Raw genomic sequence first — 12,931 nt, forward strand, 5'->3', positions numbered from 1 at the left:
TAAACTGCTTGATCGGGATTTTCCGGTCAGGCAGTTTTTTTTGGGGAAATATGTGAAAATATATATCTCCATCAGGACAAATTTTTCTGATCAATAAATCCTAAAAAGAGGGATCGTCCGTCAGGATGGTTTATTTTAAAAGTGTATTAAAATACTCTAATAGTTTCAAATAGTTATAAATGGATACCCCGATACTTTAAACCTTATTTTATTGCTTCTATGGCATAAATAGTGCATTAATCTCCGTTGGTTTTGTTTGCCAGGCCGTCAAACGACATAAAAATCATCGGTTTTAATGAAAAAAAGCAAAATAAAAACTCTACTGCATGGACAGTGGAGATGGGGGGCACGAAGCCTTCTCATTTTTTGGCTTAGTTTAACCGGCGTCTCTCTCTCCGCCCATGCCTCCCTGATCGGGAGCGGTGTCCAGATCGATAACCTGACTGGAGCTGATGATAACGCTTCGATCAGTTTTGATGGCGCCAATTATCTGGCCGTCTGGCAAACTTCTACCGGCGCCTCCTTTTCCAGCGATATTTACGCCGGAGTCTTCACTCCCGGCGGAACAACGGTCATTCCTCCATTTCCTGTCAATGCGGGTACGAATGACCAAAACTACCCTGCAGTTTCAAGCTATGCTTCAAACCAGTTTTTAATCGTCTATCAAACGTTTAACGGAACCGATTTTGATATTTCCGGGGCCTTTGTCTCCTACAGTACCACCTCAACGCCCAATACGACCGTCGGCACTCCATTTCTGATTGCCGGGGGAGCGGGGAACCAGCAATACCCTTCCGTGGCCTATGACGGCTCTACCGGCTTTTATGTGACCTATGTCGATATTGGGACGGCGGTCAAAGCGGTCTCCGTTTCAAAATCGGGCGTGGCGGGAGCCCCGGTTACGTTAGGCACGGTGACTTCATCCACTCCTCCTTCTGTTCTTCCGCAAATCAGCTTTAGCAACTCAACGATAGCCCAATATCTGGTCGCCTGGGAAGATTTTGGGGCAGACCCGTCGGGAAACATTTACGCCAATACGATTACCACTACCGGGACGGCCGGGGCTGGGTTAGGGATGGCCGTGACCGCGTCAACGCCTGAACGGCATCCTTCCGTTGCCTTTGACGGAACCAATTTTCTGGTGGTCTATGACAAAGGGAGTCCGGGAAGCAGAGATGTTTTCGGTCAACTGGTGACTCCTGCTCTTGCCCTGTCCGGAGCCTCTTTCCCTGTTTCATCCGCTGTCAACGATCAATTGACCCCAAAACTGACGTTCAGCGCGGGGGCCAATCTTTATTTCGCATCCTGGCAGGATTACCGCAACAGCACGACCAACGCAGATATCTACGGAGCGAGAATTTCAAAAGCGGGAGCCGTCAATGAAACGGGCGGTCTTGCCATCATGACCAACACCACCTTTCAAAAACAAAACCCTGTGACAGGGAATGACGGATCGAATTTTTTTACCGTCTGGACTGATTTTAGAAACCCTCCGACGGGCAGTGATATCTGGGGACAAAATGCGGACGGCCCTCCACCGGCCATAAGCACGGTCGCGCCGACCACTAATTTAACGGCCGGAACTTTAATGACCGTTTCCGGAAACTATTTTGGAGATCTTCCCGCCGGGTCAAGATCCACGTCAACCGATTATCTCTCCATCAGCGGAGTCAAAGTTCCCGATTCCAACGTTTCCCAGTGGGCTAATACCTCGGTTTTCTTTACGCTCCCCGTAAACAGCACTTCAGGACCTCTCCAGGTCGTCTCCGGAACCCTGGGAAGCAATACGGTGAGTCTTGCTGTCCAGGATTTCACCCTTGCCTCGACTCCCGCGTCTCAAACGGCCGGGGTGGGAAGCAACGCCAGCTTTACCCTGACCTTAACCAGTGTCAATAGTTTTGCTTCTCCCATAACGCTCAGTGTCACCGGTTTGCCCTCGGGGGCAGGGGGGGCCTTTAGCGCCAATCCGGTGACTCCGACAACATCGGGGGCCTCTTCAATCCTGACCGTATCGGTTTCGCTCTCCGCGGCGCCGGGGACTTACGCCCTGCAGGTCACAGGAATCGGAGGAGGGGAGACCCATGCCATTCCGGTAACCCTGAACATCGCTTCTCTCCCGGTGGTGCAGACTTCTCCAACAACGGGAATCACCCAAACCGGCGCCACGTTAAATGGAACCGTGAACCCCAATGGACAGGCCACAACAGCCTGGTTTGATTACGGGATTACCACGGCATATGGAAGTTCCACCCCGGCTTTTTCCCTGACTTCGGGTTCGCCCCAGACCTCTTTATCCACGACAATCTCAGGGCTGACTTTGGGAACAACCTATCATTTTCGCCTGACCGCGAAAAACAGTCTGGGAACCGTTTATGGAGGGGATTATTCATTCATCACTCTGGCTAATCCACCTGTGGTCGTAACCGGAATCCCTTCAAACAGAACAACGACAAGTGTGACCCTGAATGGAACCGCAAATCCCAATGGAGTCCCCGGCAGCGCCTGGTTTGAGTATGGCCTTACCCTGACTTATGGGAATGCAACGAACATTATTCCCATTTCAGGGAATTTTGATAACTTTGTGTCAGTTAACCTTATGGGTCTCTCTTCCTATTCGATATACCATTTCAGGATTGTCGCTTCCAACAATGGCGGAACTTCGCAAGGTTTGGATCAGACCTTTAACACGTATACGATTCCTTTTTACGGCCAGCCCGATATTGAGCTCTTAACAAGTCCTGTCACGATGTTCAACGGAGTCAACTCTTCCGATTTTGCCGGAACCGCCGTTGCCAACGGAGGGGATATCAGTGGGGATGGCATTAAAGATTTAATCATCTGTGCCGATCATGTCACGGCGCCGGCGAATTCTGCCTATCCCTCCGGGAGAACCAACGCGGGGGCCTGCTATATTTTCTTCGGAAGGCTGGCCGGTTGGCCTTCTCCGACAACATTAGATCAGGCAGACCTGACAATTTATGGAGCCAATGCGAATGATTTGATGGGTCATTCCGTTTCAATATCTGGAGATCTGAATGGAGATGGTTTTGCCGATATTGTGATTGGGGCGCCGAGCGCAAGCCCTGTTTTAAAAACGACAACACGAATTCAGGCGGGCCAGGTTTATGTGATTAATGGAAGGGCTAATTTTTATAAAGATTATCCGGCCGGGATTATTGACCTCTATTCCGAGGCCCCGAATGTGACCATCAGCGGGGCCAATCCGTATGATAACATCGGAGATGCGGTAACCACGGCAGGGGATATCAATGGAGATTTCTTCCCCGATCTGGTGATCAGCGCGCCCAAGATTGGCTCAACAGGTGTCAATCAGAGCGGGCAGATTTACATCATTTTCGGCAAAGGGACTCTCCCCGGTTTAATTGATTTAAGCACGACTACCGGAGGAGCTGATGTGATTATTGGCGGGTTTCAGACCAGCGGATTATCGAGCGCGATATCGATCAGCGGAGATGTGAACGGCGATGGAATGAACGATCTGATCGCAGGAGTCCAGGGGTATACTCCGTTCAGCAAAACAGGATCGGCACGGGTTCAGGCCGGGGGAGCGTTTCTCTTTTATGGCCGAAAAATTTGGCCTTCCGCCGCGACCCCGATGAACATCCAGAATGCTGATCTGACCTTTAACGGAATCAATACAGGCGATCAGGCCGGGTCCTCGGTCACTCTTGGAGATCTGAATAAGGATGGGAAAGCGGATATCATCATCGGCGCCAGGATGGCCAGTCCTTACGCCAAAGCCAACTCGGGTTCGACTTATATCGTATTGGGTCAGGCCGCCTACACCAATCCGGTAATCGAACTTAACAGCGCCAACGCGACCATTAACGGCGCAGGGAGCAACGATCAATCCGGAAGAGTATTAAGCAGCAGTGATCTGAACGGCGACGGCTATATCGATCTTTTGATAGGAGCTCCAAGCGCCAGCCCTGGCGGCCGGACCAATGCCGGGTCTGTCTATGTTATCCTTGGGAAGGCGGTATTCCCTTCGGTGATCAACCTGGCGACGACTTTTGATACGGTGATAAATGGCGCCTATTCCGGAGATTTTTCAGGCGTGGCGATTGACGCGAGCGGAGATATCAACGGGGATCTGTTAACCGATATCGTCATTGGCGCCAATAACGCCAGTCCGGCGTTAAAGGCCTATCCTTTTGTGAATAAATTCGCCGGTCAGGCCTATCTGATTTTTGGAAATAATCAATATGATGTGACGCCTCCTTCTGTTCCAGCAGGATTATCGGTGGCATTGACGTCGGACAGCCAGATTGGGTTAACCTGGACCGCCTCAACTGACAATGTCGCGGTGGCGGGATATGAGATATACCGGAATGGAGCAAAAGTCGCTACGGTAGGCGGCGTTATTTTTACGGATAGCGGTTTACAGCCTGATACGAAATATACCTATCAGGTTCTCGCGTTTGATCTGGCTGGAAACAAATCAGCGCTCTCTTCGCCCCTTATGGCATCGACGCTTGCTGATACGGTGCCGCCGACCTCTCCGACGAATCTGACGGCGGTTTCGGTGAGCCCTTCTCAAATTAACTTGTCCTGGTCTCCGGGGAGTGATGACATTGGCGTCGCGGGGTATCAGGTCTGGAGGTCTATCAACGGAACGACCTACATTCAAATTGCCAATGTCTCCGGAACCACATTTTTCAGCACCGGTTTAAGCCCGTCTACGATTAATTACTATTATATCAAGACGTATGACGCCGCGGGGAATGTCTCTTTGCCGTCCAATGTGGCAAGCGCTGTCACTCTGGCAGATACGATCCCTCCGACTACTCCCACCGGGCTCCATGCGGTAACGATATCCGCCAGCGAAATTGACTTATGGTGGTATCCTTCAGCGGATGACGTTGGCGTGGCTGGCTATCAGATATGGAGATCAACAGACAATGTTACTTTTACGCAGATATCAGCCGTAACATCGACCATCTTCGCTGATTTGGGTCTGACGACCGTTCAGAAATATTTTTATTATGTCAAAGCCTATGATATCAGCGGTAATATTTCGACCGCTTCGAATACCGCTTATGCCGTCAATGACATTACTCCTCCTACGGCTCCAGCGACGGTAACCGGGTCGGTGATCAGCCCGGGAGAGATCAATCTTTCCTGGGCCGCGGCGACGGATAATACCGGCTCTATTTTCCAGTATTACATTTATAGTTCAACGAATAATGTGACCTTTACACTGGCGGGGGTCGTAGGGGGTAATATACTGACCTTTTCTCATACGGGCCTTTTGGCGAATACCTCATATTACTATGAAGTGAAAGCGACCGATCTCGCTGAAAATGTTTCACCTGCTTCTCCGACCGCCGGTCCGTATACCACTTTTACGGATATCGCGCCGCCCACTAATCCGGCTGGCCTGACCGGGGTGGATGGTGTCACTTCGGTTAGTTTAACCTGGACCGCATCCACCGATAATTCGGGAACCGTTGCGAGTTATCAGATATGGAGGGCGGTCGGAGCCAGTACCTGCGCCAATCCCCCGGTAGCGCCATTTGCTCAGGCGGGGAGTTCAACGGTAAATAGTTATGTTGACAACGCTCTTTCTCCAGCCACAACTTATAGTTACTGTGTTCTTGCCGTCGATCTTTCAAATAACAGGTCGGGGCCGTCTAACAGCCTGACAACGGCAACGCTGGCGGATACCGTAGCTCCCTCCATCCCGTCCAACCTCAAGGCGACCGCTGTCAGTGAAACACAGGTTAACCTCTCTTGGGCCCCTTCCATAGACAATGTGGCGGTCACAGGCTATCAGATCACCCGGACTCCCGGACCAGTCGTGCTAACCTCATTGACAACCAGTTATTCAGATTCAGGACTCTTTCCCTGGACAGCCTATACCTATACGATCAAAGCGTATGATAGTTCCGGTAATTTTTCTTTGCCTTCAGCTTCGGTATTGGCGACCACTCTGGATATGACCAAACCGGTCTGGCCAACGACCACCGGATTTCTGGCGACAACCGTTTCAGGGGCAAATGGAGCAAGCCAGATCGGCTTAAGCTGGCCTCAGGCTGCAGATAACGCGGTTGTCGCGGGGTATACGATCTGGCAGTCGACCAATAATATCAGTTTTGCCCAGGTCGGTTCTCAACTGGGGGCCGCGAATACCTCTTTCTTAAACACAGGTCTCCAGCCGAATATAACCTATTATTTTTATATTATTGCGTTTGACGGGGCGGGAAACAATTCCCTCCCTTCACCGGCCTTCAGCGCGACAACCACTCCCGATACGGCCACTCCTACGATTCCAACCACCCTGGTCGTCACGTCAATCAGCGACTCAAAACTGGGACTCTCCTGGACCGCTTCAACGGACAATGTCTCTGTGGCCGGATACCAGATTTTTAGAACCACCTTGTCAACCTGTGTGATCGGAACCTCCTGCTGGATCAATATCGGTACGACCCCGGTAAATTCCTGGATCGATAGCTTTAATCTCGTTGCCTCCACCCCTTACTACTATTATCTGGTGGCCTATGATCCCTCGGGAAACCTTTCCGGCCCAAGTGTGATCGCAAGCGGAACGACCCTGGCCGATACGACGCCGCCCACAGTCCCAAGAGGGATTGTGGCGATCGTGGCTTCCAATCAAACCCAGGTCAATCTGATCTGGATTCCATCAATAGACAACTCCGGGACCGTCGCCTCCTATAGTGTGTATCGGAATGGAATACCGGCAGGCACGGCGCTTTCCAATAGTTTTTCTGATATCGGATTACAGGCAAATCAAACCTATATCTATACCCTCTCCGCCAAAGATTCCAGCGGGATTGTCTCCGCATTGTCCGCTCCGGTCACAGCGGTGACGGATGTTTATCCACCGACAATCCCCTGTTCGGACCTGGCCGCGCCCTGTTCCCCGGTGGGGGCCCCTTTTGCTATCGCGGTTACGGTGTCTGAAATAGATGTCAGCTGGGCCGCGTCTAAAGATTTGGATCTTTCCAGCGGAGGCGGGGCGGGGAGCGGGATCGCCGGATACAAAGTCTACCGGAGTGACCTGATTAATCCCATCGGGATCACCACCGCCAGTTCAACTATTTTCGCTGATAAAGGGCTGGTTCCGAAGACCACTTATAATTACCGGGTGAGCGCGTTTGACCGGGCGGGAAATGAGTCGGCTCAATCCGCTGTCATCGTGATCTCCACTCCTCCCGATACCACGCCTCCATCCGTTCCGGCAGGTCTGATTGCGGCATTGGCCGCTCCGTACCAGATCAGTCTGAACTGGGTTCCGTCAAGCGATAACGACCGGGTGGCCGGGTATAAGATTTACCGTAACGGCGCTCTTTATATGTTTACGACCGCGACCAGTTTTGCCGACGCGGGGTTGAGTCCGGGTACGACCTTTACCTATACGATTTCGGCTTATGACCGGTCCGGGAATGAATCCGCGCAATCCAGCTCCGTTTCGGCGACCACCGGGCCTTGAAATGAATATGCAGGAAATGGGATTTTCCAGAATAGTTTTAATCTGTTTTTTGTGGGTCGAGGCTTGTGGAGGCGGAGGGGGGGAGAGCTCCTCTCCTGCGGTTTCAAAATTAGTGATTTCTTCCAGGCCTTTAGCGGTTCAGAAAGGAACCTCGGTTCAATTGACAGCGATTGCCACAGATTCATCAGGAAATCCCGTTTCTCAACCCGGGTTGACCTGGAGCGTTGACGGAGGGTTTGGAACAATTACTTCCGGAGGGCTCTACTCCGCCCCTGCGAATATTCCCGCTCAAAATCCGGTGACGGTTCGTGCGACGTCGGTCGCGGACTCAACAAAAAATGATGCGGTTTCTTTTTATATCTTAACCGGGGTGCCCATTGCTTTTCCTTTTCAACCCACCGATACTCTGTTTCCCCAGCAGGGGAGCCCGGCCTCCTTTCATATTGCGGTGTTTAATCAAAACACCTACGTGGTGTGGGCCATGACCTCTGGAATTTATGGAACTCATTTGTGGTATTCAAAAAAAGGAGATTTGAACGGTAATTTTTCAACGCCACATGACATTTTAGGGGACTTATTGAATTATACGATTACAAACTACACTGTGAAAAATCCTGTTATTGCGCTCGACAATAAGGTTGACGCTTCCGGTATCGACCCGGGTGTTTATATTGCCTGGGATGATAATTCTAACGGGGCATATCAAGTGAATCTAGTGAAAGGTCCAAACTCAAGCTCGACAGGTTGCACTCATCCCCCCACCTGTTTTACCCCTGTTGCTTTAACGGGACCTGGTAACGCAATTTCTCTTCAAGTGGATCCCTCACCCTCGGATCAAGAGAACCCTTCGTTAGCCATCAGTCCACTGGGAAAGCTTGAATTTGCCTGGACGCAGGTCTATTCAAGTTCATCAGCAACGAGCAACCTGATCACGTATAAGGAGCTAAACGGAGATGGATCTGTGCCAAAACCTCCCAGTCAGGTTTCACCTTCACAGACTCAAACAAGTCAAATAACCCCTCAGATTGCTGTAGATCATTCAGGGAACGTTTCGGTTTCATGGTTGGATTTTAATAGTGGAACTTCCCCTCCAAACATTCTTTATTCGAGAATGGCCGTAGGGCAGTCCTTTGGTTCGGCCCTACCGGTTGAGACCGAATCCCTTGCCCCGTCAGACACTTTTTCAATGGCGCTTGATGATAAGGGTCAACCGCACCTTGCCTGGTCAAAAACGTCTTCAGGTACTCCAACTGTGGTTTATTATTCTACCACTTCCGATTTTTCAAAATTCACGATTCCTGTTAACCTCACGCCAGGTGGATATCATCCAGTAGTAAAAGTTGACCTTCTCAATTACCTTTACTTTACCTGGGAGGATGGAATATCATCCCTCTATTTTAAAAAAATAGCCCCCTTGCCAAATTCCGGAGCATTAACTAATTCTCCACTGACCAAGACAGGGGTTAATCCGGCAATGAATATTGATGATGAAGGGAGGGTTTATCTTCTCTACTCGACCACGGGTTCAATTAACCTCTCAACCTATTTTATGAGAGGGGACTAAGGAACTGGTTTTCCATTTTATTACTATAAAAAAGAGAAAAAGGGATTAAGGGAAAATATTTTCCACCTTCTAACTTTAAACGAGATAAAAACCATACAAAATATTTAGTAAATCATTATATTTCAATTGGTTAAGTTTAGAAAAAAAGCAATATTTTTACGTTTAGATGGCATGTATCTTGCTTTTTATAGAACAGATTTTTCCTTTATAACGATTCCAGGAAGGAATATTTGTTCTGAACGAATCAGAACTTTTGTAGGGAGAAAATGTACGATACATATCGATTGAAGCATTCTGCGCTGACGCTGGATAGGAGCGCCAATGACCAGTTCTTTTTTACCACGCTTATCTTTTCAGTTTTCCTCTATTTTTTCTCTTTCTATTTTATTTATCAGACCGTCGAAATTTTAAAGCATATCCGCTCCGGCTCAACCAGCCAAACGATTTCCGCGTCTTCCCGAACTGAGCCGCTCTCTCCAGTCACATCGGGACAAACGATTTTCCCCAAAGCGCAAACGGTTCCGCTTGGGCCTCAAACGATACCGCAATCAACGGTTCAATCTAAACCTTCAACAGTGATGAACCCCTCCAATGCTCTCCCCTTTGATCTCTCCAAAGCGATCGATAAGGCGATTCATCAGGTCAAGCCGGGAGAGTCGATCACGATCGACATTGCCCCTTTCAGTCATATCGTAAATGATAAAAATTACGAGGCCAATTTTGGAGAGTCGAAAATTGTTTTTCGCCAGAAAGCCGATTCTTCTGTCAAAACAGACCTGGAGCTGGAATTAGTCCGGATCCAATCAGGGGGCCAGATTCTCTATTCGTCCGAAAGAGAAAAAGTAAAACCTGAAGTGAAAGAAAATCATGTTTCTTATCGAAAAGCTCAGAATATTCAGGAGATTTATGAATCGAGTTCTAAAGGTCTGGAACAGAGCTGGGTATTTCAGAAGCCCCTTTCCCTTGAAGAAGGAAAAGATCTGGTGCTATTGGAAAGAGTATCCACTCTCTTGGTTCCACGATACGGCCTTGGGGGTGTCATCGATTTTCATGATACCAAAGGAAATTATATTACGACCTATGGAAAAGGAACTCTCAAAGACGCGTCCGGAAAAATGGCTGAGGTCTTCCCCCAAATTGTTCCCGGATCAACCGAAGGAACCTATGACTTATCGTTGACCCTCCCTGCCGGGTGGATGGCCGATGCCTCTTATCCGGTAACGCTCGATCCTCTCATCGGAAATAAACTGATTGTTGCCGCCCTGGCGACTGGAGATCCTCCCCGCGCTTCTATTGCCTTTGATGGAACGAATTATATGGTTGTCTGGATGGCTGGAGCTCCTACAAATACAAGCGGGGGAGCTGGAGCATCAGATCTTTATGGCGCAGTCGTCAGTCCGAATGGAACGATTGTTGTTCCAGCGGCCAGGCTTACTGCCATTGCTGCCAGCGCTGCAAATGATCAGATGTATCCTTCGGTTGCCTATAACCTGGGGCTTAATAAATTCTTGATCGTTTACCAGAATTACATCAGCACGACTGCGACGAATGATATCTACGGCATACTCGTTTCGTATACTACGGCTTTTACCATTAACGCAGGGCCGACAGCTATCCAGGCGTCAAATAACAACGAACAGTTTCCTGATGTTGCTACGGACGGAACCGCAGGAACCAATAATTTTTATGTAGTCTATGCCCGAGGCGGCACAAGCGTCAGAGGCAATCCTGTATCGGTAACGAATACCGCAATTACGGGGGGGGGCCAGTTGACATTGGGAACGGTAACCAGTAACGCAACAGCCCCTTCCGTTCTTCCGAAGATCCGCTTTGCAACAGGGAAAAATATTTATTTGGCCGTTTGGGAGGATTTTTCCACTGCAGACACCAACGGAAATATTTACGGAAACACCATTACAACTCCAACGACAACTCCCACAGTGGGGACTTCCTTCGGAATCGCTGTCACTTCAACTCTGGCGGAACGATATCCTTCATTGGCGTTTGACGGGACAAACTTTTTAGTGGCCTATCAAAGGGGGGCGACAGGAGGAAGTGCGGATGTTTACGGGGAATTTGTCACCTCTCCAGCTTATAACACGATATCCGCCAGTTTTGCTATTTCTGCTGTGGCGGCATCAGACCAGACTAATCCGGCGATTGCCTTTAATACCACAACCGGCATTTATCTGGTGGACTGGCAGGACGCCAGAACGAGCGCGACCCTTCCCGATATTTATGGCGCCCGAGTCTCCACGACAGTCCCTCCAACGGCCTCAAATGTTTTGGATGGGACGACAGGTGTTCTCATTTCAAACCAGGGAACCTTGGCCAAATCGCTGCCTGCCATTGCCAGCGGGGGCCCCAATTTTTATACAGTCTGGAGAGATGGCACTACGACTTCAGGAAACATCAATGGCCAGTTGATCGGTCCACCGCAAATCAACTCGGTTACGCCATTTAGTTCAAACACCGTAGAGGCCCGTAATCCGGTCACGATTAATTCCACATTATATGGAACCTATGGAACGTTTGGACCCGATCCGGGATCGGCAGTCCGGAGTACAACCACAAACAATGTGGTTATTGGCGGCTTTCAGATAGGGAATGCCGATGTCACCTCCTGGAGTTTGACCTCCGGCGTAAATAGTTCGATTGGAATTGTGGCCCCCTATGCTACCGCTGTTTCAGGCGGCACCGGTGTCGGAACGGCTACGGTAACGAGCGCCGGATGGGCGAGTACGCCGAGTTCCAATTTAACGATTCAGGACTATAGCCTTGGCGTTTCACCTCCTTCCGCAAGCGTGAATCAAGGTTCCAGTACGACCTATACGGTCACCTTGACCACGATTAACGCCTTTGCTTCCAGCGTGACGTTAAGCGTGCCGACCGGTTGTCCACCGAATGCCACCTGCACTTTTTCTCCCAATCCCATCTCAGGGAATGGCGCCACTTCGACCTTAACGGTGGCCACCGCCGCTTCGACCACCGCCAATCCCTATACTTTGACAATTCAGGGGACGGGTGGGACGAATAACCAGTTGACCCATACCACGCCAGCTTCGTTAACGGTCACTTCTGCCAATAAGCTGGTGATTACCAGTTTGGCCCAAACAGTTTCAGCCGGCGCTTCATCTACAGCAGTTACCATTCAGGCTCAGACTTCAGGCGGAGCGCTGATCAGTACCGCTACGGATCTTGTGAATCTCTCATCTTCTTCCGGGACCATGCTTTTCAGCGCATCTTCGGCTTTTACAACGACGATTAAAAGTATTTCATTAGCCAGCGGTCAGGCGACCATTTATTTCCAAGATACCAAAGCCGCTTCTCCCATCATCACGATTTCGAATGTTAACTATACTTCCGGAAGCCAGACCGAAACCATTACGGCCGCGGCGGCAAGTCAATTGGTGATGACCTCAACCGCTCAAACGGTGACGGCGGGCTCAGCCTCCGGCGCGGTGACGGTGCAGGCCCAGGATAGCTATAACAACCTGACGAGTTCGACCGCGACGGTGAATTTGAGCGCCAATTCGGGAACAATGACCTTCAGTACGACATCAGCCTTTACAACAACAACGGCGTCAATCTCCCTGACCGCGGGATCGGGGTCCTTTTATTTCAAAGACCCTGCGACGGGGACCCCAACGATTACAGCGGCCTCAACCGGGCTGACTTCAGCGACTCAAACAGAGACGATTGCCGTGGGAGCGGCAAGCCAATTGATGATCACGACCACCGCGCAGACGGTGACGGCGGGAGTCGCGTCGGGGGGAGTGACGGTTCAGGCGCAAGATTCCGCAGGAAACCTGACCAGTTCGACAGCAACCGTCAATTTGACTTCGACCTCCGGGACAATGACCTTCAGCACGACCTCGGCTTTTACAACCACG

The 12,931-nt window shown here is 50.2% G+C and carries 3 protein-coding genes; all 3 read left to right on the plus strand.

Translation table 11 applies throughout. The annotated features are described in order from the left end of the window. Positions 1 to 295: 295 nt before the first annotated feature. Entirely contained in the window at positions 296 to 7,474 is a 7,179-nt protein-coding gene (locus HYR79_04570) for an FG-GAP repeat protein (protein MBI1820964.1), read from the plus strand. 1 nt (position 7,475) lies between these two features. Continuing rightward, a complete protein-coding gene (locus HYR79_04575; GenBank protein ID MBI1820965.1) occupies positions 7,476 to 9,038 on the plus strand; it encodes a hypothetical protein in 1,563 nt (520 codons plus the stop codon). A gap of 266 nt (positions 9,039 to 9,304) precedes the next feature. Further along, positions 9,305 to 12,931 (plus strand): hypothetical protein (locus HYR79_04580; protein ID MBI1820966.1); only part of this gene is annotated, 3,627 nt, incomplete at its 3' end.

The organism is Nitrospirota bacterium, from assembly GCA_016178585.1.
GTDB lineage: Bacteria > Nitrospirota > Nitrospiria > JACQBW01 > JACQBW01 > JACOTA01.